Here is a 22,265-nt window from a genome sequence, read left to right as displayed (position 1 = left end):
TGCGATGAGCGACGGCCGAGCATCGTTGGCCGGTCAGGCTGCGGTCGTCACCGGCGGCGGGGCCGGCATCGGGCGGGCCGCGGCGCTCGCCTTGGCCCGGCGAGGCGCGGATGTCGCGGTGATCGACATCGATCCCGAGCGAGCGGCGGAAGCGGTCGAGGCGGTCACGGCGCTCGGGCGCCGCGCCACCGCCTTCCAGGCCGACGCCACGGACGTCGATGCGGTCGCACGCGCGGTGGCCGCAGCCGACGACCACTTTGGCCGCATCGACGTGCTGGTGAACAACGTCGGCGGCGTCCGCGCCGCCCGCTTCGTCGACCAGAGCGAGCGGAGCTGGCGGCGCCACATCGACATCAACTTGGTGAGTGCCCTGGCCGCCACCAGCCTCGCCGCGACGGCCATGGTCCGCGACGGGCGCAGCGGCGCCATCGTGAACGTGTCGAGCATCGAAGGCACCAGGGCCGCGCCGATGTTCGCGGTCTACGGCGCCTGCAAGGCGGCACTGCTCTCCTTCACCCGCTCGATGGCCGTCGAGCTCGGACCGCACGGCATCCGCACCAACGCGGTGACACCCGATTGGGTCCGCACACCTGGCAACAGCGGCGTGCGATCCGGCCCCGTGCCCGAGCCCCTGCCATCCCGTCCAGCGGCAGTCGAGCGCCGGCTCGCAGCGTACGTCCCCCTCGGGCGCGAGGGCCTCGCCGAGGAATGCGGCAACGTGATCGCCTTCCTCGCCTCGCCCGAAGCGAGCTACGTCAACGGGGCGGTGATCCCGGTCGACGGCGGTACGTGGGCATCGAGCGGCTGGAACCAGCTCCCCGACGGCGGCTGGTCGCTGTTCGGCTCCGAGCCGATGTACTGACCGACTTGCCCACGCCAGCCAGTGGTGCGTGTGGCGATTGGCGGGAGGTCATGGCGGGTCGTGACCACCCCCTCACCCAGCCGACACATCACTAGACGCGGCGGCCGGCCGCTTCCCAGTACTCGTCGCGCAACAAGCGCTTGTAGAGCTTGCCGGCCTCGGTGCGCGGCAGCTCGGCTCGGAAGTCGACGCTGCGAGGGCACTTGAAGCTCGCCAAGTGCGCGCGGCAATGAGCCATGAGCTCGTCGGCCAAGGCGTCGGACGCCTCGACCGTCGGCTCGACCTCGACGATGGCCTTCACCTGCTCGCCCCACTCGGCGTCGGGCACCCCGATGACCGCCACGTCGCGCACGGCCGGATGCGACGACAGGGTGCCTTCGACCTCGGCGGGATAGATGTTCACCCCGCCGCGGATGATCATGTCCTTGGCGCGATCGCAAATGAAGAGGAACCCGTCGTCGTCGAGGTAGCCCACGTCACCGATGGTGAAGGCGTCGCCCCGACGCACCGAATCGGTCAGGTTCGGGTCGTCCTTGTAGACCCAGTCGGGGCCGTCGGAGCGGATGTACACCTGGCCGATCTCGCCCGCCGGCAGCGGTTCGCCGCCGTCGTCGAGGATGAGCACCGACACGCCCCGGACCGCCCGACCGACCGTGCCGGGCTTCTCGAGCCAGCGTTCGGGCTTGGCGATCGTGGCAGCCCCTTCCATCCCGCCGTACGTCTCCCAGATCACCGGACCCCACCACTCCATCATCTGGCGCTTGGTCTCGAGGGGGCACGGCGCCGCGGAGTGGACCACCACCTGCAAGCTCGACGTGTCGTGACGAGCCCGCACCTCGTCGGGAAGGTGGAGCAGCCGCACGAACTGGGTCGGCACCATGTACGCCGTCGTCACACGGTGGCGTTCGATGGCGCGCAGCGCCTCCTCGGCGTCGAACCGCTTGTGGATCGCCAGCGACTGGCCGACGTTCAGCGCGCCCTGCGCGAACCCGAAACAGCCCCCGTGCGAGAGCCCGGCCGTGACGAGGTGCGTGCCTTCGAACGGCAAGAAGCGGAAGGCGTGCCCGAACGACTTCATCAGGTCCGCGAGCGCCCACGGGTCCGCAGGGATCTGCTCGCGCCACACGCCTTTGGGCTTGCCGGTCGTGCCCGACGAGTACGTGATCAGGCTCCCCGCGGCACGCCCTTCCGGCGGGGTCGTCGGGTGGTCGGCGATCAGATCGTCCTGGTCGACGAAGCCAGGCGCCGAGCCGTCGACCATCACCCGGACCACCAAGTTCGGTTGTTCGCCGAGCATGGCAGCCCGGTCCTGGTAGTCGGCGTGGATCACGACCGCCTTGGCGGCAGCGTGCTGCGCGATCTCCCACATCTCCTCGGACGTCAGCGCAGGGTTCAGGGCAAGCGAGCGCATGCCAGCCTCGCTGGTGGCGAGCTGCCACACGATGATGTCGACCCCGTTCGGCAGCGCGTACGCGACGACATCCCCGTCGCCGACGCCACGGGCGCGCAGGGCGTGCACGAGCTGGTGGGCGCGGCCGGCGAGCTCGCCGAACGTCAGGACCTCGCCGGTCGGGCTTTCCACGATCGCGGGTTGCTCGGGACGGTCCTGGGCGATGTACCAGATCCCCAACCGCTGGTCCCACGGGTTGCGCATGGTCCATAGAGTATCCTATTTGCGACGGCGACCCCGGCGATGGACGGGGTTCTATGAGACACTTGACACGGATTGCCTACTAATTGACACTTGGCGTCATGTCGGCGGAACGAAGCGCCGGGGTCGACCGATCGAGCAACGCCGCGGGGTTCGACCCGACGGCGCCCGGCTTCTTCGAGGACCCCTACCCGCACTACGAGCGGCTCCGCTCGCAGAGCCCCACGCACGTCGACGGCCGCGGGATCGTCTTCGTCTTCCGCTACGACGACGTGCGCAACGTGTTGATCGACCCGCAGCGCACGAGCATGGATCGCAGCGGTGCACTGCCTCCCCGCGCCGACGGCACCCGGCGTGCGGGCCCTCCGACCTTCCCGAGCGCGGTGCTCAACTGCGACCCGCCCGACCACAAACGGCTGCGGCGCCTGCTCCAACCCGCCTTCACGCAACGCTCGCTCGACGCCCTCGAAGCGTGGATGGACGGCGAGCTCGGCCGCCTGCTCGACCGCTTGGAGCGGACCGCCGCGTCGAACGGTGGCGTCGTCGACCTCATCACCGGGTTGGCGTTCCCCTTCCCGTTCCGAGTGGTGTCGCAGATCGTCGGCATGCCACCTGGGCGCGACACCCAGATCCGCGACTGGGCCCACGCCATCCGCCTCGCGTCGGACCCGATCGTGCCGCGCGACCAGGTCGCGTCGGCGGTGACCGCGTACCAGGAGATCAACGAGTACGTCCGCCGTGAAGTGCTGCCCTGGCGCCGCGCGAACCCGGGCGACGACCTGCTCAGCCGGTTGTTGCACGCCGAAGGTGAGGATGGGCTGACCACCGAGGAGCTGCTCGACAACGTCGGGCTGCTCTACGTGGCGGGCCACGAGACCACCACTGGCCTGATCGGCAACGCAGTCCTGAACCTCCTGCGCCACCGCGAACAGCTCGAACGGCTGCGCGCCGCGCCCGACCTGCTGCCGAACGCGATCGACGAGCTCAACCGCTTCGACAGCCCGGTGCAGTTCGCCTGGCGCTACGTGACCGCCGACCTCGACGTGGCCGACGCGACGCTCACTCGCGGCGACATGGCGTTTGTGTGCGTCGGCTCCGCCAACCGAGACCCATCACAGTTCGGCGCCTCCGCCGATCGCCTCGACATCGACCGCGCCAACGCCAGCGACCTGGTGTCGTTCGGCGCGGGCCTGCACTACTGCCTCGGCGCCAACCTCGCACGGCGAGAAGCGGGCCTCGTGGTCCGCCGACTGTTCGAGCGCTTTCCAGCACTCGACCTCGCAGGCGATCCGGTCCGGGGCCGCAGCATCACGTTCCGCTCGCTCGAGCACCTTCCGGTGTCGCTCGGATCATGACCCGCTACGACCAGGACGGCCGCTATCGACGCTGGGTGCGGTTCGAGCGCTCCGATGAAGGCATCTTGCTCGTGCAGCTCCACGACGCCGGCAGCGAGTTCACCTTGACGCACCGCTCCCACGGCGCCATCGCCGACGCGTTCGCGGACGTCGCGCGCGACCGCGACCTCAGCGTGGTGATCTTCACCGGCACCGGGCCGTCGTTCATGGACCGCTGGGGCGGGGCGGACCCTGACCGGGAGTTCCCCGAGCGCAGCGATCCCGGCGCCGAGCTGCTCGACGAAACCGGCTGGGTCGGCGCGCAGCTCCACCGCAACCTGCTCGACGTGCAAGTGCCCGTGATCGCCGCGGTCAACGGCGCGTGCACGACGCACAGCGAGCTCCCGCTCATGTGCGACATCGTGCTCGCTGCCGAGCACGCCTACTTCGAGGACGGTCCGCACTTCCCCCGCGGCGTCGTGCCCGGCGATGGGGTGCACACCGTGTGGCCGATGGTCGTCGGGCACAACCGGGCCCGCCACTTCCTCCTCGGCGGGCAACGCCTGTCGGCCCGCGAGGCACAGCAGTGGGGGGCGGTCAACGAGGTCCTCCCGGGCGACGAGCTGCTACCGCGGGCATGGGAGATCGCCCGCTATCTCGCGATGCGCCCCCGACTCACGTTGCGCTCCACGCGCTCGGTGTTGATCCAACCGTTCCGGCGCGCCGCCACCGCGGACTTGGCCTCGGGCGTGTACCAAGAGCTGTACGCCATGCGCGGCTTTCTGTCGTGGCGCGGCGGCCAGCAGCCGCTGGACCGGCGCTGGGACGACCATCCCTGGCCCGGCGCCCCCGGGAGCGACCACGCGCCCGCGGTCGGGTCGCAGCCCACCGCCCCGGAGTGACCGTCAGCCCACGGCAAACGTGAGGGGGAGCGACTGCAGGCCGTGGAGCATGTAGCTCGGGTCGTACGCAACGTCGGCCCGGTCGATGCCCAAGCGGATGTCGCTGCAGCGGTCCAGCAACGCCCGCAGTGCGATCTGCGCCTCGGCGCGCGCCAACGACGACCCGAGGCAGTAGTGGGCGCCGAACCCGAACGTCAGGTGCGGCGACTTCGACGCCTGCGGGCACTGGAACGCGTCGGGGTCCGGGAACTCGTCGGGGTCGCGGTTGCCCGACGCGTACACGAGCCACAGCGCCGAGCCGGCCGGGATGTGCACGCCGCCGAGCTCACACTCGGCGTCGGCGATGCGATACGTGCCGTTGACCGGCGGCTCGGTTCGCAGCACCTCTTCGAGGAACGGTGCCACCAGGTCGGGCTCGGCCCGCAGCCGATCGGCGAGCTCGGGATCGCCGGCGAGCTGGAGCATGCAAGTCGAGATCGCCATGGCGGTGGTGTGGTTGCCGGCCAGCAGGAACTGGATCACCATGCTCACGACCTCGGCGGGAGTGAGCCGCTCGCCTTCGATCTCGGCATGGGCGAGCTTCGAGATGAGATCATCCCTCGGGTCGTCGGTCCGCTCGGCCACGAGGCCCAGCAGGTAGTCGGCCACGACGGCACGGGTCCGCAGGATCGACGCGATCTCGTCCTTGCCGAGCTCGCGGACACCCACGCCGGCCACGAGCGTGTTCGACCAGCCCATGAAGTCGTCGACCCGGTCGGCACCGACGCCGACCGCTTTGGCGATGACCGCCATCGGCAAGGGGATCGCGAACTCCGAGATGAGCTCGACTTCCCCCTTGTCGATGAAGCCGTCGATGAGCCCTTGCGCCAGCGCCTCGATCTCCGGCTCGATCGCATGGATGGCCGCGGGCGTGAACGCCCGGTTGACGAGCGCGCGCTGGCGCGGGTGCTCGGGCGGGTCGGCCTGGAGCAGCACCGCGGCCGTGGCCTCGGTCATCAACTTCACGGCGAGCTCGGCGATCTCCGGGTCCTCCGCCGCCAGCTCTGCCATGACGGTCATCAGCTTGCGGTCGGCGGCCGGGCCTGTGGCCGATCGGCTCGAGAACTGCTCGGGGTGCCGCAACACCTCGACGATGAGGTCGTAGCGGGTGACCGCGAACGCCTCGAGCTCGTCGTACCAGGCCACCGGCGCCCGGTCGCGCATCGCCGCGAACGTCGGATACGGGCACGCGACCCGCTCTGGATCGAACTCGAACAGCTCCCGCGCCCCGCTGACTGCCGCATCGGTCATGGCTGCGCAGGGTACTACATGCGACAAGTTCCGTCGAGCGTGTCATAGTGGCGACCGGCCCCGGCCGGCGTGCCTCGGGGCGAACCGTCAGGGGACGAGCGCCGGCGCGAGGAAAGTCTCGAGCAAGTGGCGGATCCGCTGCTCGTCGCGCTCGGTGGGGCTGTCGAACATCGCGAACGAGAAGATGATGCGCAACGTCCACTCGTTGAGGTCGTCGAGCTCGAGGTCGGGCCGGAGCTCGCCATCGGCCTTCGCCTGCTCGACGAACGGGCCCATGGTGGCCCGCATCGTGTCGTAGAACGCGCTCGACGCCGTCACCGCCTTCGACGCCAGCAGTGACCCTTCGGGCGTGAGCATCAACGGGAGATACTTGCCCCGCCGGACCGCTTCGATCGAGCGCAGGGTGGCCTTGATCAGCCGCTCGGCGTACGGGCCAGGCTTGCTCATCAAGGCCTGCACTTTGGCGTTGACGGCCTCGCTCTCGCGCAGGTACGCGCCGGCGATCAGGTCGCCACGACCGTCGAAGTAGCGATACACCGTGCTGCGCGACACCTTGGCCTCGCGGGCCACGTCGTCGACCGTCGTGCGCCGCAGGCCGAAGCGCTCGAAGCACCGCTCCGCGGCGTTCAGCAGGCGCTCGCGGGCATCGTCGCCGTTGTCGAGGCGTTCCTTGCCACCCCACCGGCGTTCCGGGGCACCATGTGAGATGTACATCTGGTGGCCCTCCTTCCCACGGTCGGAGTGCTGCTCGGCCCAGTGGATCAACCCCGGCCGGGGACCTCTCTATGAGACACTAGACGAATCCTGTACTTCACCGCTATGGTCCGTCCATGAGCACCCTCACCGGCAACGTCGCGTTCATCACGGGCGCCGCACGAGGCCAAGGGCGCAGCCACGCGGTCCGTCTCGCCGAGGAAGGCGCCGACATCATCGCGATCGACATCTGCGCGCCGATCGACTCCGTTCCCTACCCGTTGGCGACCAGCGACGACTTGGCGCAGACGGTGAAGGAGGTCGAGGCAGTCGGCCGGCGCGCGGTCGGGCTGACGGCCGACGTGCGCGACGCGACGGCGTTGCAGGCAGCGCTCGATGCCGGCATTGCGGAGCTCGGCCCCGTCGACATCGTCGTGGCCAATGCGGGCATCGCCCCGATGTCGCTCGAACCGGCCGACTCGGAGTGGAACGACGTGCTCGACGTGAACCTCACCGGCGCGTACAACACGGTCCGCCTCGCGATCCCCCCGATGATCGAACGCGGCGAGGGCGGCGCCATCGTGCTGGTCACGTCGATGGCCGGCCTCGCCGGCATGGGTGGCAACAGCCCCGGGATGCTCGCGTACACCGCGTCGAAGCACGGCGTCGTGGGCCTCACCCGCGCGTGGGCGAACTACCTCGCGCCGCACCACATCCGCGTCAACGGGGTGGCACCCACCGGGGTCCGCACGCCGATGGTGACGAACGATGCGTTCATGCCGTACGTCCAGGCGCACCCGGAGTTCGCCAACTCGATGGGCAACGCGCTGCCGGGCGTGGTGGTCGTCGAGCCGCTCGACATCTCGAACGCGGTGGCCTGGCTCGTCTCCGACGGAGCCCGCTACGTGACCGGCACCATCGTCCCGGTCGACGCCGGGGCGCTCAACAACCGCTGAGCCCCATGGGCGCGACTCGCCTCGATGCTTCACCGCACGCCGATGTCGACCTCGGTGTGCTCGACGAGATCCAGCGCCGCGTGCTGTGGCTCGCGGTCCGGATGGTCGACCACGCCAACCACGACCGCCCGGCGGGCCAAGTGAAGGTCGGCGGCCACCAGGCGTCGTCGGCATCGATGGTCGCCATCATGACCGCCTTGTGGTTCGGCCACCTCGACGGGCACGACAAAGTCGCCACCAAGCCGCACGCCTCGCCCGTGCTGCACGCGATCAACTACCTGACCGGCCAGCTCGACGAGTCGTACCTGCAACAGCTCCGCTCCTTCGGCGGTGCAACGCATCGTCGACGACCACGACGATGCCGAGCTTCCCTCGCTGGTCCAGGACCTCGGCGGCCATGACCTCGCGTCGCTGCTCGACTGCTACCGCGCCTGCGCCGCGGTGACCGACCGGCCGAGCGTGGTGTTCGCGTACACGGTGAAGGGTTGGGGGCTACCGATCGCCGGCGACCCGCTCAACCACTCGGCGCTGCTGCAACCCGACGACATCGCCGAGCTGCGAGCGACGCTCGGTGTCGACGCCGGCGACGAGTGGGCGCGTTTCGATCCGGCCTCTCGTGCGGGGAAGGTGTGCCGAGCCGTGGGCCGCCGCCTCGCCCACCGGCCAGCGGGCCCGCGACCGCACAATCCCGTGCCGACCTCCGCGTTGCGCTCCGTCGGCGCCAAGCCCACCAGCTCGCAGGAGACGTTCGGCCGTGCGCTCGTCCGACTGGCCGACGACCCGGCCATCCGCGATCAGCTCGTCACCGTGTCGCCCGACGTGAGCGTCAGTACCAACCTCGGGGGCTGGATCAACAAGGTCGGCGTGTTCCACCCCGACGAGCAGCCCGACTTCCTCGGCGATGCGCGGCTGCTGCGATGGCGACAGGCGCCCACCGGACAGCACATCGAGCTGGGCATCAGCGAGATGAACCTTTTCCTCATGCTCGAGGCGCTCGGGCTCGGCCACGAGTTGCACGGCACCCACCTGCTGCCCGTCGGCACCGTGTACGACCCGTTCGTGTGCCGCGGTCTCGATGCGCTCATCTACGCGCTCTACAGCGGCGCCAGGTTCGTGGTGGCGGGCACACCGGCCGGGATCACGCTCGCTCCCGAAGGCGGCGCGCACCAGAGCACGATCACCCCGTCGATCGGCCTCGAGCTCCCCGGCCTCACGTACGCGGAGCCCTGCTTCGCGCGACCGGTCGACTGGCTGTTGTGCGACGGGCTCGACCGCCTCTCGGCCCCGGACGGCGACAGCCTCTACCTGCGACTGTCGACCCGCCCGATCGACCAGGCGCCGTTCGAGGCACTGCTCGATCGCCACGACGGCGTCCAGCTCCGCGAGGCGGTGCTCGCCGGCGGCTACCGGTTGCGCGAGCCCCGCGACGCGCCCGCCGAAGTGGTGCTTGCGGCGTGCGGCCCGGTGATCCCCGAAGTCCTGGCCGCGGCCGAAGCCCTCGAAGCAGAAGGGCTGCCGTCGGTCGTCATCGACCTCACCAGTCCCGACCGGCTCTACCGCCAGTGGCGGGGCAGCCTGCGCGACGCCAGCCGAGGTGCGCGGCCCGCCGCGCCGGTGTTCCACCTGGCCCACCTCATCCAGCCGCAGGAGCGGAAGCTGCCGATCGTCACGGTCCACGACGCCGCCAGCCACACGCTGGCGTGGCTCGGCAGCGTGTTCGGGGCTCGCGTGCTGCCAGTGGGCGTCGACGAGTTCGGCCAATCAGGCTCGATCCCCGAGCTGTACCGCGCGTTCGACCTGCTACCCGACCAGATCGTCAACGCCGCGCTGGTGGCGACTGCCTGACCCGCCCCCCGGCACAGGCGCCGGCGCGTGGACCCCCGCTCGCGGTGTGTCCGGTAGGTGAGGAGTTGGTCATGGCGAGTCATTCGGTGCCGCGGGCAGGGACGCACGACGAAGGCGCGGGCGGAGCTGCGGTGAGGAGCACGACGCCCTCCAGCGGTGCCGAGGGCCGCCGGGGCCGCCCTCGCCGATTGCCAGACGCACCACTAGAAGCTGCGGACGTGGATCCTGTCGATCTTCTGGGTGCGGGGCCGGGTCACGATGAACACGTGGGCTTCGGCCACGTCGCTCACCGCCTGGCCCCCGTAGCGACCGCCCGCCGTCGCCATCAGGCCTCGCTCGACCCACAAGTTCACGGCTTCCGACGTGCGTTCGGGATCCCATTGCCAGTCGGTCGAGCCGCCGCCGGGGCCGATCGACACGCCTTGCACCAGCGTCGTGACCCGGATGTCGTCGTCTTGCAGCTCGGCGGCGAGCACTTGGCTGAACGCCTCGAGACCGGCCTTGGTGGCCACGTACATCGACAGCATCGGGAACGGGTGCAACGTCGACTCGCTCGACGTGTTCACGATGTCGGCGCCTTCCGCCGCACGCAGCAGCGGGATCGCGGCACGGCATGTGAGCACCGGGCCGACGAGGTTGGTCGACAGCTGCTGTTGGATGTCGGCGTCCGACAGATGCTCGACCGGACACGGCCGGTAGACCGCCGCGTTGTTCACGAGGATGTGGAGCTTGTCGTGGCGCTCGCCGATGCGGGCGAACGCCGCGGCGACACTCTCGGAATCACCGACGTCGCACGGCACCGCCTGCACGTCGCCAGGGAGCGACGCCACGAGCTCGTCGAGCCGCTTCGGCTCCCGCGCGAGCAGGTACACCGACGCGCCTTCCTCCGCGAAGCGGGTCGCGATGGCGCGCCCCGAGCCGCTCGACGCTCCCGTGACCGCAGCCACCTTGCCGCTCAGCACGCCCATCGGGCAGCTCCTCTCCGTCGTGTCATCAACTTCACGATCGTCGGGCTCACGTGACGCCGAGCGCCTCGCCCGGAGGACGGGTGCGGTTCCGGGCGTCGGTCTCGGCCACCAGCCCGCCGTCGATCGCGATCGACTGGCCGGTGATGAACGACGACTCGTCGCTGGCGAGGAACAACGCCAAGTTCGCGACATCGGCGGGTTCGCCCGATCGCGGCAGCGGCTGCGCGTGGGCCAACGTCCGCCGGAGGTCGTCGGGCTGCATCGGCGCGGTGAGCGCCCCGCTCTCGTAGATGATCGGCGTCACGATCGCGCCGGGACAGATGCAGTTGACCCGCACGCCGGCGGGTGCGAGCTCCATGGCGGCCACGCGCGTGAGCGAGATCACCCCGCCCTTCGCCGCGCTGTACGACCCCATGCCCGGCGCACCGAGCATGCCGGCGATCGAGCCGGTGCAGATGATCGACCCGCCGCCGCGCTCGGCCAACACCGGCGAGGCCAGCTTGATCCCGCGCCACATCGCCTTCAGGTCGACGTCGACGATGCGATCGAAGAGATCCTCGGGGCACTCGGCCACCGAGCCCTCGACGCTGCCGATCCCCGCGTTGTTGAACAGCACGTCGAGGCCGCCGAACTCGTCGAGCGCGGCGGCGAACACCTGCTCCAGCTCCGCCGCGACGGTCACGTCGGCGGGAACGAAGCGGGCTGCCGCGCCAAGCCGCTCGGCGATCGAGTGGCCATCGTGGACGCCGCCGGGACGCCGACTCGGCGGGTGATCGGCCGGCGGGAGGTCGGTGAGCACGACCCGTGCACCTTCTGCGACGAACCGTTCGACCGTTGCGAGCCCCAGACCGGAAGCACCGCCGGTGACGATCGCGACCTTCCCTTCGAGACGCCCCATCAGGGGAATAGTATACCCTTTGCGGCACTCGGGACGTGGGGCTGAGAGGAGCGAGCCGTGGCTCTCCAACCGATGCAGGGCGTGCGGGTCGTGGAGGTGGCGCAGTTCACCTTCACGCCGGCAGCAGGAGCAGTGCTGGCCGACTGGGGTGCCGACGTCATCAAGGTCGAGCACGCCGAGCACGGCGACGCGCAACGCGGCCTCCGGCTCGGGACCGGCGGCGCGGCGGAGGGCTCGTTCCAGCCGCTGATGGAGCACCCCAACCGCGGCAAGCGGAGCATCGGGCTGGCGCTCGAGAACCCGAACGCGCACGCGGTGCTGCTCGACTTGTGCCGCGGCGCCGATGTGTTCTTGACCAACTTCCTGCCCGACGCCCGTCGGCGCCTGCACATCGAGGTGGACGACATCCGGGCCGCCAACCCCGACATCATCTACGTGCGGGGCAGCGGCCACGGCCAGCGAGGGCCCGATGCCGAAAAGGGCGGCTATGACAGCCCCACGTACTGGTGTCGAGCCGGAAGTGCTTGGGCATCCACGCCACCCGACAGCCCTCGAGCGACCGGGATGCCGGGCGGCGCGTACGGCGACTCCCTCGGCGGCATGACCATCGCCGGTGGCATCGCCGGTGCGCTGTTCGCTCGTGAGCGGACGGGCGAGACGTCGGTGGTCGACGTGTCGCTGATGGGGGTCGGCACGTGGGCCATGGCGCTGTCGGTGACGACGTCGCTGCTGCTCGGCGGCCCGATACCTCCGATGCGCCTCGACGGCCCCATGACCCTCCCGGTGAACCCGCTGATCGGCACCCTCCGCACGTCCGACGGTCGGTGGATCAACCTCACCATGCTCCAACCCGGCCGCTACTTCGCCGACCTCTGTCGACACCTCGGCCTCGAACATCTCCTCGACGACGAGCGGTTCAGCACGGCCGAGGGCCTCATGGCGAACGCGGCCGAGGTGGGCGAGCACGTGGCCAACGCGATCGCGCAGCAGCCGTACGACCACTGGGTCGAGCACCTCCAGACGCTCGAAGGCCAGTGGGCTCCCGTGCAGAATCCCTACGAGCTGGCGTCGGACCCGCAAGTGGTCGCGAACGGCTACCTCCTCCCGGTGACCGACGGCGAGGGCAACGAGCGGCAGCTCGTCGCAAACCCGGTCCAGTTCGACGAGACGCCGCCGACGCTCACCCGCGGCCCGGGCTTCGCCGAGCACACCGACGACATACTCCGCGAGCTCGGCCTCGACGACGACGCGATCATCGCGCTCAAGATCGACGGCGCCTGCACCTGAACCGCGTCGGCACCGGCCCTTGAGCCGGCGACCTCACCCCGTTATTGTACTAAGTACAAGATTTGTGGAATAAGCACTGCGGGGGTCGATCCCCCATCGCTGCCGAACACCACGAAGCCCGCACGGCTCGCACGACGGCCCGTCGAACCGTCCGGCAGGGGGATACACATGCGTCTGGGGCGATCCCGATCGCCGCAAGGGTCACCAACGTTCGGTGTCGTCATCGGCCTCGTCGTGGGTGTCGTGCTGGCCAGCTTGACCGTGCCCTACATCCGCACCCAGCGGGTCGCCTCGTCGGGTTCGGGCGCGGGCGGCGGCGCCGCGCTCAGCAGCGGCGACAGCTCCGGCGGCGCGGCGAGCAGCGGCGGAGGGTCCGCGAGCGGGGGCACCACGCCCGGTTCGGGATCGGGAACCGGCACCGGCACCGGCACCGGCACCGGCACGGGATCGGGCGCTGGCGGCGCGGGCGCGGGCGCGGGCTCTGGCGCGGGTGGCGCCGGGGCGGGAGGCTCGGGAGGAGGCAGCGCGGGCGGCCAGGCCACCGACGTCGGGCTGACCAAGACCCAGATCAAGATCGGCATCGGCTACCCCGACATCGGCGTGGCGTCGCAGCTCGGCTACAGCTTCGACTTGGGTGACCAGAAGGCCCGGTGGCAGGCGCTCATCGCCGCGCAGAACGCCAAGGGCGGCATCAACGGTCGCAAGATCGTGCCGGACTACCAGGCGGTCGGGTTGGTCACCGACCCCGCCGCGGCCACCCAGGCGGCATGCGTGCACTGGACGCAGGACTCCAAGGACTTCGCAGTCCTGATGTCGACCGAGTATCCGATCGCAGGCGTCGTCTGCGTGACGGGCAACGGCCAGACACCGTTCATCACCGCCGACATGGCCGAGTCGCGCTACTACGCCAACGGTCGACTGATCACGTCGGAGTCCTCACAGAACCGGGCGCTCGCCGACGGCGCGAAGTACCTCGCATCCAGCGGCATCCTCAATGGCAAGAAGATCGGGATCGTGTCCGGCGACGGTTCCGACAACGTGGCGGTGAACAGCACGCTGGTGCCCACGCTGCGCAGCCTCGGGCACGCGCCGGTCGACGTCGAGGTCATCCCGCCGACCGGCGTGAACCGCATCCCCATCGCGGTGTCGAACTTCAAGGCGAAGGGCGTCGACTTGGTGATCTTCGCCTGCAACCCCGGGCTGCCAGGCCCGTTCGTGCAAGCCGCCACGCGCTCGGGGTTGAACCCCACTTGGGCGCTGTCGTCGTTCAACTCCGAGACCACCGACAGCACCGACTCCTACCTGCCGGACTCGTTCGACGGCACCATCGGCTTCACGCAGGACTCGTTCCCGATCTACAACAGCGGCGCGGGCTACAACGCACTCGACCGCTCGTGCATCGATCGGGTGGGCAAGGCCGACCCGAAGGTCGCCCACCCCTCCGGGCTCGCGTCGCGCAGCCCGGCGGTGCAAGTGGCGCTCCGGGAGTGTGCCGTCTTCGACTTGTGGGTGGCCGCGGCGACCCATGCCGGCAACGGGCTGACGCGCCACACGCTCATCTCGTCGTTCGAATCGCTCGGGTCGGTCACCATGGCGCGCCAACTCGGCGGATCGTTCGGACCCGGCAAGCACGATGCCGGTGACTTCGTGCTCCAAGCGGTGTGGCGCAAGTCGTGCCACTGCTGGCTCCCCGCCCATGGCAACCAGCCACGGCGGCTCGGCTGACCCATGGCGGAGACCGCGCCGTTGCTCGAGACCGAGGCAGTCGACGTCGCGTACGGGCGGATGCAGGTGCTGTTCGGCGTCGGCATCCACGTCGAGGCCGGCGAGACGGTTGCCTTGCTCGGCACCAACGGCGCCGGGAAGTCCACGCTGTTGAAGACGGTGTCGGGCCTGCAACCCGCGGCCCGCGGCACCCTCCGCTTCGAGGGCCACGACATCACTGCGTTGGCGCCGCACCGCCGGGTGGAGCTGGGCATCGTCCAAGTGTCCGGCGGCAACGCGGTGTTCCCAGGCTTGTCGGTGCGCGAGAACCTCCGAGTCGGTGCGTACACCTTCTTGCGAGACCGGCGGCGCGTCGAGACCGAGATGATCCGGGTGCTCGACCTCTTCCCGTCGCTCCGCCCCCGGCTCGACCAGGCCGCGGGATCAATGTCGGGTGGGGAACAGCAGATGGTTGCCATCGCCAAGGCCCTGCAGCTGCGTCCCAAACTCCTGATCATCGACGAGTTGTCCCTCGGCTTGGCGCCGATCATCGTCGAGCAGCTCGTGAAGGTCCTCGAAGACCTCAAGGCGCAAGGCGTCACCATGCTCATCGTCGAGCAGTCGTTGAACTTGGCGCTGTCGTTCTCGGATCGCGCCTACTTCATGGAGAAAGGCGAAGTGCGCTTCTCCGGTCCCGCCACCGAACTGCTCGAGCGCGGCGATCTCGTTCGTGCGGTGTTCCTCGGGGCCGCGACCTGATGCCCCACCTCACCATCCGCTTCGAGCTGCTCGCCACCGGCGCGATGGCTGGCTTGGGCTACGCCATCCTCGGCGCAGGCCTCGTGCTCGTCTACCGCACCACCAAGATCATCAACTTGGCCCACGGCCAGATCGGCGCGGTGGCGGCGGTCGTGCTCATCGAGCTCGGCACCAGCAACCGCCTGCCGTACTTCGTGGCGCTCCCGATCGCCGTAGCGGTCGGCGCGGTGATCGGTTGGCTCGTCGAGCGCCTGCTCGTACGGCCGCTTGCCGATCGCTCACGTCTGGCCGTCCTCGTCGGGACGATCGGCGTCACCCAAGTGCTGCTGCTGGTCCAACTCAAGTTGCCGGCGGTCACTGCCGGCCAGACGTTCCCCGTGCCGTTCGACATCAACTGGCAGCTCGACAACCTCACCATCCGCGGCGAGCACGTGGCGCTGCTGATCTTCGGCCCCCTGTTCCTCACCGCCACCGCGGGTGTGCTGCGCTGGACCCGCCTCGGGCTCGGCATCCGGGCGATGGCCGAGAACAAGGAAGCTGCCTCGCTGGCCGGCATCCGCACCGACCGCATGTCGAGCATGGTGTGGGTGCTGGCGGGCGGATTGGCGGCGATCGCCGCGATCCTCACGATGCCGCTCACGGGCTCGGTGACCGCAGCCACCTCCACCCCCACGCTCGGTCCGTCGCTCCTGCTGCGTGCGCTCGCCGCCGGGGTCGCGGGCGGCCTCACCAACTTGCCGTTGACCGTGCTGGCCGGCGTCGTCATCGGGGTCGTCGAGTCGACGCTGTACGCCAGCTACCCCGCGACCCCCGGCGTGGTCGACGCCATCTTGTTTGTGGCGATCCTGGTGCTGTTGCTCGTGCGCGTGTCACGCAGCAGCGAGCCGAACGAGTCGGTCGTGTTCGGCACCGACCCCGTTCCGCTGCGCCAGAAGGTGCGAGACCACCCGCGCGTGCGACAGCTCCGGTGGGGCGGCGGCATCGGCGCGCTGGTGATCGTGGTGCTGATCCCGTTCGTGTACTCGAAGCCGTCGCAGCTCTTCCAGCTCTCCCGAGTCCCGATCTACGCCATGATCGGCATCTCGATCGTGATGCTGACGGGCTGGGCCGGTCAGCTCAGCTTGGGCCAGATGGGCTTCGTCGGCGTCGGCGCCATGGGCACCGCCGCGCTGGCCGGCCGCGGCGTCTCGTTCGGCCCCGCCGTCGGCTACATGACCATCGTCGGCGTGCTGCTCGCCGTGGTCATCGGCATCCCGGCGCTGCGGCTGCGCGGCTTGCTGCTCGCCATCGTCACGCTCGGCTTCGCCGTGGCCGCCTACACGTACGTGTTGCCTTCACACATGTTCCACAGCAACGCGACCGAAGTCGAGACGATCGTTCCCGGCAAGCTCGGACCCTTCGACTTCGGCAACTACCGCACCCTCTATTACACGTGCGTCGTGGCGCTCGTCGGCGTGGTGTTCGTCGCGCGGCGGATGCGGTCGACCGGCGTCGGCCGCCGGGTGCTGTCGGTGGAGGGCAACGAGGACGCGGCCGCTGCCATGGCGGTGCCGCCTGCCCGGGTGAAGCTCACCGCGTTCGCGCTGTCGGGGGCCATCGCCACGTTCGCTGGAGGTCTGCTCGCCGGCGTGACCCAGAACTTCTCTGTGGGCGTCTTCAGCCCGGATCAGTCCCTGCAAGTCCTGGCCATGGCGGTGGTCGGCGGCATCGGGTCCGTGGCCGGCGCCGTCCTCGGTGCGATCTATGTGATCGGCATCCCGAGCATCTTCGGCAACACGGTGGCCGTGCAGTTGGCGGTCAGCGGCATCGGGCTGCTGCTCGTACTGCGCTTCTTCCCTGCGGGACTGATGGGCGGCGCCGAGTTGGCGCGCGATCGCCTCGTGGCGTGGATCGCGCCCGAGGTGGCCACCGAACGCCCGCGCTTCACGGCTGACGACCGCACGCCCGCCACCGTCACTGCCGACGACGCCACGGCCGATGACGACGCCTCCGCAGGGGTCAAAGTCGACGCGCTCCGGGCGCTCCAGACCCGCCACGGTCACCATGCGGCGGCCACCCCGACCGACGCCGCCCGCGCCGAGGCGGACGGCAAGACGGACCGCGGCGCCGACGGCGAGGGGCCCGACCGCCCGGCCGTCCAACCGCCCGCGCTCGACGTGCGGGGCATCTCGGTGACCTTGCGGGGGCGCCAGATCGTGCGCCATGTCGACCTCCACTTGCAGCACGACGAGATCGTCGGGCTGATCGGCGCGAACGGCGCCGGCAAGACGACCCTGATGAACGCGCTCGGCGGGTTCCTGCCGGCCACCGGCACGGTGCAGCTCGACGACGTCGAGCTCACGTCTTTGCAGCCCGCCGCCCGAGCTGCCGCCGGCCTCGGCCGGTCGTTCCAGGGCGCCATGCTCTATCCCCGGCTCACGGTCCGCGAGTGCATCCAAGTGGCGCTCGAAGTCCGCCGCACGTCGGAAGTCATTCCATCGCTCCTCGCGCTCGCTCCGTCGGTGCGGACCGAAGCCTGGAACCGGCGACGGGCCGACGAGCTGATCGACCTGCTCGGCTTGGGGCGCTACGCGGAGCAGCCCTCCGGCGCGCTGTCCACCGGCACGCGGCGCATCGTCGAGTTCGGCTGCTTGATCGCGCAGCGACCCAAGGTCGTGCTGCTCGACGAGCCCACCGCCGGCGTCGCGCAACGCGAGACCGAGGCGTTCGTCCCGCTACTGCTCGAAGTGCGCAAGGCGCTGGGCGCGTCGATCCTGATCATCGAGCACGACCTGCCGCTCGTGATGGCGATCTGCGACCGCTTGTACTGCCTGGAGTCCGGCGCGGTCATCGCGTCGGGCGCACCCACCGACGTGCGCAACGACCCGCGGGTCGTGGCCAGCTACCTCGGCACCGACGAACGGGCGATCAGCCGCAGCGGCGCACTGCCGTCGGCCACCGAGGCCGCCACCAACGGCACGCGGCGGCACACCCCGAAGGCCGGCGCGGCGGACACGACGCGCCAGGAGGTTGCACCATGACCGACCGCCGCGACGACCGCTCGAAGGGCCGCGCAGCCGAGACCGACGACGGTGAGCCGCCTACCGTGATGGGGATGCTCGCGGCGCGTGTGCGCATGACCGAAGGCCAGCTCTACACCGCGATCTTGGCCGTACTGCTCACGTTCGCGCTGATGATCACCGGATTGCCGCACGCCCACAAGCTCCCGCCCGACAACGCCGGCCTCGGTGGCGGCACGACGCAGGTGGCTCCGTGACGCGGGCCCGCCTCGCCGCCGCGGGGCTGCTGGCGCTGTTGACGTGCAGCACCTTGGTCCTTTCGGGCGCACCCCGCGCGGCGGCCGCGACGCGGTCCGCTGCCACGCCGAGCGCTGTCGACGCGCCGGCGCAGACCGCCAACCCGGCCGAGAAAGTGCTGGCGATCGTGAGCCCGATCGCCTCGCCTGCGTGCAGCGCGTCGGGCTTGGCAACCCTTCTCGTCCCGGTGGTTGGCGGGCTGCTCACCGAGAAGGCGCATCTCCCGCCCAGCGTGAAGGTCGGCGATGTGATCCTCAACGCGCTGGGGCCTGTGTTCGTCATGTGCGGCACGCTGCCCGCCGCCAAGGGCTCCCAATGCGAGATCGACCGGCAGGCCACCTCGTTCTGGCCCGCCGAGTTGAACACGTTCGGCCTGACGCCTCCGTCGCCGCTCGGGATCGTGACCGACACGCTCGACGCGGCCATGAACCTGCTCGGACTGCCACCCCTCGCTGCGCTCGAGAACGCCCTCCAGTGCACGGTCCCACCGCCGGCCGGGGCGCCGGATCCCGTTGGTGTCGCCGCGGCGCCGGCCGCCGCGCCCGCGACACCGAGCACCGGCGACGCCGGCGGCGAGGCGCTCCCGGCCGTCCCCACCGGCGGCGGCCCTCTCGTCAACGACGTGCCAGCCGACGCCGCTGCTCCGGCTGACACCGCCCCGTCGGCCACACCCACGCCGGCGGCGACCACCCCCGCGCCCCGCACGGGCCTCATCCGGTCGCTGGTCGAGGACCTGCCGGGCCCGATCCGCGCGCTGCAGTTCGTGGTGGCAGCGGTGCTCGCCGCCTTCTTGGCCATGAGCTGGCTCACCGCGTGGCGCACCAAGGTGGCGACCCGACGCAAGTAGCCGAGCCGCACCCGACCTGTGGAGGGCTGCGGGTCAGGGCGTGAGCGCCGGGACCAGGAACGTCTCGATCAGCTCCGCGACGTTCTTGCGGCTGCGCTTCTTGGCGCTGTCGAACATCGCGAACGAAAAGATGATGCGCAGGTTCCACTCGATGAAGTCGTCGAGGTCGAGGTCGGACCGCACCTCGCCGCCGGCCTTGGCCTCCTCGAAGAACGGCCCCATCGTCTCGCGGGCGCTCTCGTAGAACGCCATCGACGCAGTGATCGCCTTGGTGGCGAGCATGGCGCCCTCGGGGGTGAGCATCAGCGGCAGGTACCGACCCGATCGGATGGCGTCGATCGAGCGCATGGTGGCCTCGACCACCCGGTCGCCGAACGCACCCGGACGCCCCATCAGCGCCTTGACCTTGTCGAACACCGCTTGGCTCTCGCGCAGGTACGCGGCGACGATCAGGTCACCGCGGCCCTCGAAGTAGCGGTACACCGTGCTGCGCGACACCTTGGCCTCACGCGCGACGTCGTCGATGGTCGTGCGCCGGATGCCCATGCGCTCGAAGCAGACCTCGGCCGCGTCGACCAGCCGTTCGCGCGCTTCCTCGTCGTTGTCGACGCGCTCTTTGGCGCCCCAGCGGCGCTCCGGTGTGTTGTGTGCGATCCGCATCTCCGCGCCAGCTCCAGTCCGAGTCGCCCGCCGGACGCCCCGACTCGTTTGTCTACCACCGCGCTGACGGCACTCCGACTATCTCCTACGAAACACCCGTCACGGATCGCCCACTAGGTTTCGACCAGCCGTTCGGGACAGGACCGGCCCGTGATTGGGCCGAACCGGCGCCGTCCGCAGCCGACAGAAGGACTTGTACGCATGACTCGACGAGTCGTCGCCATAACCGGCGCCGGGGGCGCCCTCGGGGGCTCGCTGTCGGCGCACTTCGCCGCCGACCCCGACACCGACCTGGTGTTGAGCGACCTCAGCGAGGCATCGCTCGCCGCAGCCACCGACGGCCTGCCCGCCGAATCACTCGAGACCGTGCTCGCCGACGTCAGCGACGTCGCGCAAGTCGAAGCCGTGGTGGCACGGGCCGTCGAACGGTTCGGCCGCCTCGACGCGTTCATCAGCAACGCCGGAGTCCTGTCGCCCAACGGCCGGATCCACAACTTGTCGACCCAGGACTGGGAGCGGGCCTTTCACGTCAACGTGCTCGGCGCCGTCAACGCGATCCGCGCGGCCGTTCCGGTGATGCGTTCGCAAGGCGGAGGGTCGATCGTGTTGACCGCGTCGGTGTCGGGCCTCACGGCCTGGTCGCACGCCGCGCCGTACTGCGCCACCAAAGCGGCGGTCATCCAGCTCGCCAGAGTTGCTGCCGTCGAGTACGCCCGCGACCACATCCGGGTCAACACCGTGTGTCCGGGCACGTTCCGCTCGGCGATCCACGACGAGCTGCCGGAGCGAGCGATCGATGCCATCGCCTCCCGCCATCCACTCGGTCTCGGCACGGCCGAGGACCTCGTGGGCACGTACGCGCATCTCGTCAGCGACGCGTCGCGCTGGACCACCGGCTCCGCGGTCGTGGTCGACGGCGGCTACTCCGCCCCCTGAGCCAGGGCTGGGCGGAAATCCCACCGAAACGGTCGGATTGTCGCCCAGCCCCGGGGTCGTGGGCGGTCAGCCGCCGTTCTCGTCGGTCGTCTCGTTGATCGCCGCGCCGTTCTGCTTGCTCGTGGCGGCCAAGCTCGTCAGGTCGGTGTTGATGCCGTCGAGCGAACTGGTGTCACCACCGGCGATCTTGCCCTTGAGGCTGCTGAACTTCCCTTCGAGGGCGTGCAATGGCCCGATCAATATCTTGCACAAGGTGGGATTCGCCTGGACGTCCTCCTTGGCGAGCTTCAGCTCGTGGGCGTCCAACAGCGCGGTGGCGCCGGCCTTGAGCAGGGCTCGGATGCGGCCATGTGCGCCCTTCTTGAACGTGCCGGCCTTGAACGGCTTGTAGATGTAGCGGTGGAAGGTCCCCGCCGCGAGTCCGACGTGGAAGACGAACTTGGTCTTCGCGAACGACTTGGTGTTCGAGGTGGGACAGGTCGCCGTGTCGCTCCCGGTGTCGGTGGCCGCCGTCTTGGTCGACTTCCCACAGCCGGCGAACGCCAACATCGCAATGAGCACGACCGCCAAAACGGTGCGCAGTGGACGCATCTGATGCCCTTTCGGTTAGGCCCGCGCCGCGAAACCTAGCCGGTGACGTCGGAGCGTGTGCGCCAAACCACGATCCGAAGGTTGGGACAAGTCGGACATCGCGCGGGATGCCACGAACTCCCGCGCGTCGTGGCTGCGACCCTCCCGTGCCGCGAGCTCCGCCGTCTCGAGCAGCGCAGTCGCTCCCGGAAGGGGCTGAGGCCGGCCGCCCGACAGCCACACCCTCAGGCGCCGACGTGGGCGCGTCGGGCAGCGGTCACCAGCCGACTTCGCCGTCGACGAGCTCTCGCAGCAGGTCGGCGTGACCGTTGTGGCGGGCGTACTCCTCGATCATGTGCGTGTAGATCCACCGCAGCGACACCTCCTCGCCCCGGCGGAGACCCAGGTGCTCGAGCGGCAGACCGGCAGCGGCGTCGCGGCTCGCCTGACACTCGGCCTGCCACTGGGCCAGATCCGCGTCCCAGTCGGCGTCGTCGAGCGGCACCAACTCGCTGTCCTCGAGCTCCGGGTCGGACCAGATCGACGGGAGGTCGGGCTGGCGAAGCAGCGTCCGGCGGAACCAGCCCCGCTCGACCTCGGCCATGTGACGGACCAGGCCGTGCAGCGACAGCAGCGAGGTAGCGACCGGTCGGCGCTTGCGGGCCTCGACATCGAGGCCTTCGCACTTCAACAGCAACGTCGCGCGGTGGAACTCGAGCCAACCGTCGAGCATCTCGCGCTCCGGAAGTTCGTATGCGGGTTCCTCACGACGGGGATCTTCGATGTCAGCGACCATTGGTCAAGTGT

21 protein-coding genes are annotated in these 22,265 nt (G+C 70.0%); 13 read left to right on the top strand and 8 right to left on the bottom strand.

From position 1 onward, the window contains the following. Window positions 1-4 precede the first annotated feature (4 nt). Complete coding sequence (locus VHA73_12360) at window positions 5-862, top strand: SDR family oxidoreductase (GenBank protein HVX18818.1); 858 nt, start codon at window positions 5-7, stop codon at window positions 860-862. A 91-nt stretch (window positions 863-953) separates the two neighbouring features. Here VHA73_12360 and VHA73_12355 read toward each other — a convergent pair whose 3' ends face one another. Beyond that, window positions 954-2,516, bottom strand: coding sequence for an AMP-binding protein (locus tag VHA73_12355; protein ID HVX18817.1), 1,563 nt, complete (start codon window positions 2,514-2,516; stop codon window positions 954-956). A 98-nt stretch (window positions 2,517-2,614) separates the two neighbouring features. Between VHA73_12355 and VHA73_12350 the strand changes: the two genes are divergently transcribed. Then, the gene (locus tag VHA73_12350; protein ID HVX18816.1) at window positions 2,615-3,868 is read left to right on the top strand and encodes a cytochrome P450; all 1,254 of its coding nucleotides are present in this window, start codon (window positions 2,615-2,617) and stop codon (window positions 3,866-3,868) included. Next, a complete protein-coding gene (locus VHA73_12345) occupies window positions 3,865-4,749 on the top strand; it encodes an enoyl-CoA hydratase/isomerase family protein (GenBank protein HVX18815.1) in 885 nt (294 codons plus the stop codon). Before VHA73_12350 ends, VHA73_12345 begins: the two co-directional genes overlap by 4 nt. A gap of 3 nt (window positions 4,750-4,752) precedes the next feature. Here VHA73_12345 and VHA73_12340 read toward each other — a convergent pair whose 3' ends face one another. Both VHA73_12340 and VHA73_12335 read right to left on the bottom strand, forming a co-directional pair. Further along, the gene (locus VHA73_12340; GenBank protein HVX18814.1) at window positions 4,753-6,039 is read right to left on the bottom strand and encodes a cytochrome P450; all 1,287 of its coding nucleotides are present in this window, start codon (window positions 6,037-6,039) and stop codon (window positions 4,753-4,755) included. Between the two features lie 87 nt (window positions 6,040-6,126). Beyond that, window positions 6,127-6,753, bottom strand: a complete 627-nt coding sequence (locus VHA73_12335) for a TetR/AcrR family transcriptional regulator (protein ID HVX18813.1) — start codon at window positions 6,751-6,753, stop codon at window positions 6,127-6,129. Between the two features lie 116 nt (window positions 6,754-6,869). Between VHA73_12335 and VHA73_12330 the strand changes: the two genes are divergently transcribed. The 3 genes from VHA73_12330 to VHA73_12320 are packed head-to-tail and all read left to right on the top strand — an operon-like array spanning window position 6,870 to window position 9,533. Then, on the top strand, window positions 6,870-7,688 hold the full coding sequence (locus VHA73_12330) for a mycofactocin-coupled SDR family oxidoreductase (protein ID HVX18812.1): 819 nt from the start codon (window positions 6,870-6,872) through the stop codon (window positions 7,686-7,688). A gap of 5 nt (window positions 7,689-7,693) precedes the next feature. Next, entirely contained in the window at window positions 7,694-8,089 is a 396-nt protein-coding gene (locus VHA73_12325) for a hypothetical protein (protein HVX18811.1), read from the top strand. Then, window positions 8,019-9,533 (top strand): hypothetical protein, encoded by a 1,515-nt coding sequence (locus VHA73_12320; GenBank protein HVX18810.1) that lies wholly within the window; start codon window positions 8,019-8,021, stop codon window positions 9,531-9,533. Before VHA73_12325 ends, VHA73_12320 begins: the two co-directional genes overlap by 71 nt. A 203-nt stretch (window positions 9,534-9,736) precedes the next feature. On the opposite strand, the gene VHA73_12315 is transcribed toward VHA73_12320, so the two are convergent. Both VHA73_12315 and VHA73_12310 read right to left on the bottom strand, forming a co-directional pair. Further along, the gene (locus VHA73_12315; GenBank protein HVX18809.1) at window positions 9,737-10,501 is read right to left on the bottom strand and encodes an SDR family oxidoreductase; all 765 of its coding nucleotides are present in this window, start codon (window positions 10,499-10,501) and stop codon (window positions 9,737-9,739) included. A gap of 46 nt (window positions 10,502-10,547) precedes the next feature. After that, window positions 10,548-11,399, bottom strand: a complete 852-nt coding sequence (locus VHA73_12310; protein ID HVX18808.1) for an SDR family NAD(P)-dependent oxidoreductase — start codon at window positions 11,397-11,399, stop codon at window positions 10,548-10,550. A gap of 57 nt (window positions 11,400-11,456) precedes the next feature. Here VHA73_12310 and VHA73_12305 point away from each other — a divergent pair, with 57 nt between their 5' ends. The 6 genes from VHA73_12305 to VHA73_12280 all read left to right on the top strand — a co-directional run bounded on the left by VHA73_12305 (window position 11,457) and on the right by VHA73_12280 (window position 19,292). Then, entirely contained in the window at window positions 11,457-12,686 is a 1,230-nt protein-coding gene (locus VHA73_12305) for a CoA transferase (GenBank protein ID HVX18807.1), read from the top strand. Between the two features lie 168 nt (window positions 12,687-12,854). Next, window positions 12,855-14,411: an ABC transporter substrate-binding protein gene (locus VHA73_12300; protein ID HVX18806.1), complete on the top strand. Its 1,557-nt coding sequence runs from the start codon at window positions 12,855-12,857 to the stop codon at window positions 14,409-14,411. A gap of 3 nt (window positions 14,412-14,414) precedes the next feature. Next, on the top strand, window positions 14,415-15,149 hold the full coding sequence (locus VHA73_12295) for an ABC transporter ATP-binding protein (protein HVX18805.1): 735 nt from the start codon (window positions 14,415-14,417) through the stop codon (window positions 15,147-15,149). Beyond that, complete coding sequence (locus VHA73_12290) at window positions 15,149-18,169, top strand: ATP-binding cassette domain-containing protein (protein ID HVX18804.1); 3,021 nt, start codon at window positions 15,149-15,151, stop codon at window positions 18,167-18,169. Before VHA73_12295 ends, VHA73_12290 begins: the two co-directional genes overlap by 1 nt. Then, the gene (locus VHA73_12285) at window positions 18,166-18,405 is read left to right on the top strand and encodes a hypothetical protein (protein HVX18803.1); all 240 of its coding nucleotides are present in this window, start codon (window positions 18,166-18,168) and stop codon (window positions 18,403-18,405) included. The genes VHA73_12290 and VHA73_12285 overlap by 4 nt, the downstream gene beginning before the upstream one ends. Continuing rightward, window positions 18,402-19,292, top strand: coding sequence for a hypothetical protein (locus VHA73_12280; GenBank protein ID HVX18802.1), 891 nt, complete (start codon window positions 18,402-18,404; stop codon window positions 19,290-19,292). The genes VHA73_12285 and VHA73_12280 overlap by 4 nt, the downstream gene beginning before the upstream one ends. A gap of 33 nt (window positions 19,293-19,325) precedes the next feature. Here the strand turns inward: VHA73_12280 and VHA73_12275 are convergent, their stop codons facing one another. Then, window positions 19,326-19,952, bottom strand: a complete 627-nt coding sequence (locus VHA73_12275) for a TetR/AcrR family transcriptional regulator (GenBank protein HVX18801.1) — start codon at window positions 19,950-19,952, stop codon at window positions 19,326-19,328. A gap of 201 nt (window positions 19,953-20,153) precedes the next feature. Here VHA73_12275 and VHA73_12270 point away from each other — a divergent pair, with 201 nt between their 5' ends. After that, window positions 20,154-20,888, top strand: coding sequence for an SDR family oxidoreductase (locus tag VHA73_12270; GenBank protein ID HVX18800.1), 735 nt, complete (start codon window positions 20,154-20,156; stop codon window positions 20,886-20,888). A 66-nt stretch (window positions 20,889-20,954) separates the two neighbouring features. Here the strand turns inward: VHA73_12270 and VHA73_12265 are convergent, their stop codons facing one another. Then, window positions 20,955-21,479 (bottom strand): hypothetical protein, encoded by a 525-nt coding sequence (locus tag VHA73_12265; GenBank protein ID HVX18799.1) that lies wholly within the window; start codon window positions 21,477-21,479, stop codon window positions 20,955-20,957. Between the two features lie 256 nt (window positions 21,480-21,735). Beyond that, the gene (locus VHA73_12260) at window positions 21,736-22,254 is read right to left on the bottom strand and encodes a DinB family protein (protein ID HVX18798.1); all 519 of its coding nucleotides are present in this window, start codon (window positions 22,252-22,254) and stop codon (window positions 21,736-21,738) included. Between the last annotated feature and the right edge of the window lie 11 nt (window positions 22,255-22,265).

The sequence above is a fragment of the Acidimicrobiales bacterium genome, assembly GCA_035547835.1.
Taxonomy (GTDB): Bacteria; Actinomycetota; Acidimicrobiia; order Acidimicrobiales; family Iamiaceae; genus DASZTW01.
This window is presented reverse-complemented; position numbering and strand designations above follow the sequence as displayed.

What these genes read in the sequence shown, in the direction of transcription:
- VHA73_12345 (HVX18815.1), top strand. Translation starts at nt 3,865, where the DNA reads ATGACCCGCTACGACCAGGACGGCCGCTATCGACGCTGGGTGCGGTTC.
- VHA73_12335 (HVX18813.1), bottom strand. Translation starts at nt 6,753, where the DNA reads ATGTACATCTCACATGGTGCCCCGGAACGCCGGTGGGGTGGCAAGGAA.
- VHA73_12340 (HVX18814.1), bottom strand. Translation starts at nt 6,039, where the DNA reads ATGACCGATGCGGCAGTCAGCGGGGCGCGGGAGCTGTTCGAGTTCGAT.
- VHA73_12300 (HVX18806.1), top strand. Translation starts at nt 12,855, where the DNA reads ATGCGTCTGGGGCGATCCCGATCGCCGCAAGGGTCACCAACGTTCGGT.
- VHA73_12325 (HVX18811.1), top strand. Translation starts at nt 7,694, where the DNA reads ATGGGCGCGACTCGCCTCGATGCTTCACCGCACGCCGATGTCGACCTC.
- VHA73_12350 (HVX18816.1), top strand. Translation starts at nt 2,615, where the DNA reads ATGTCGGCGGAACGAAGCGCCGGGGTCGACCGATCGAGCAACGCCGCG.
- VHA73_12360 (HVX18818.1), top strand. Translation starts at nt 5, where the DNA reads ATGAGCGACGGCCGAGCATCGTTGGCCGGTCAGGCTGCGGTCGTCACC.
- VHA73_12285 (HVX18803.1), top strand. Translation starts at nt 18,166, where the DNA reads ATGACCGACCGCCGCGACGACCGCTCGAAGGGCCGCGCAGCCGAGACC.
- VHA73_12290 (HVX18804.1), top strand. Translation starts at nt 15,149, where the DNA reads ATGCCCCACCTCACCATCCGCTTCGAGCTGCTCGCCACCGGCGCGATG.
- VHA73_12260 (HVX18798.1), bottom strand. Translation starts at nt 22,254, where the DNA reads ATGGTCGCTGACATCGAAGATCCCCGTCGTGAGGAACCCGCATACGAA.
- VHA73_12355 (HVX18817.1), bottom strand. Translation starts at nt 2,516, where the DNA reads ATGCGCAACCCGTGGGACCAGCGGTTGGGGATCTGGTACATCGCCCAG.
- VHA73_12270 (HVX18800.1), top strand. Translation starts at nt 20,154, where the DNA reads ATGACTCGACGAGTCGTCGCCATAACCGGCGCCGGGGGCGCCCTCGGG.
- VHA73_12275 (HVX18801.1), bottom strand. Translation starts at nt 19,952, where the DNA reads ATGCGGATCGCACACAACACACCGGAGCGCCGCTGGGGCGCCAAAGAG.
- VHA73_12315 (HVX18809.1), bottom strand. Translation starts at nt 10,501, where the DNA reads ATGGGCGTGCTGAGCGGCAAGGTGGCTGCGGTCACGGGAGCGTCGAGC.
- VHA73_12265 (HVX18799.1), bottom strand. Translation starts at nt 21,479, where the DNA reads ATGCGTCCACTGCGCACCGTTTTGGCGGTCGTGCTCATTGCGATGTTG.
- VHA73_12295 (HVX18805.1), top strand. Translation starts at nt 14,415, where the DNA reads ATGGCGGAGACCGCGCCGTTGCTCGAGACCGAGGCAGTCGACGTCGCG.
- VHA73_12330 (HVX18812.1), top strand. Translation starts at nt 6,870, where the DNA reads ATGAGCACCCTCACCGGCAACGTCGCGTTCATCACGGGCGCCGCACGA.
- VHA73_12310 (HVX18808.1), bottom strand. Translation starts at nt 11,399, where the DNA reads ATGGGGCGTCTCGAAGGGAAGGTCGCGATCGTCACCGGCGGTGCTTCC.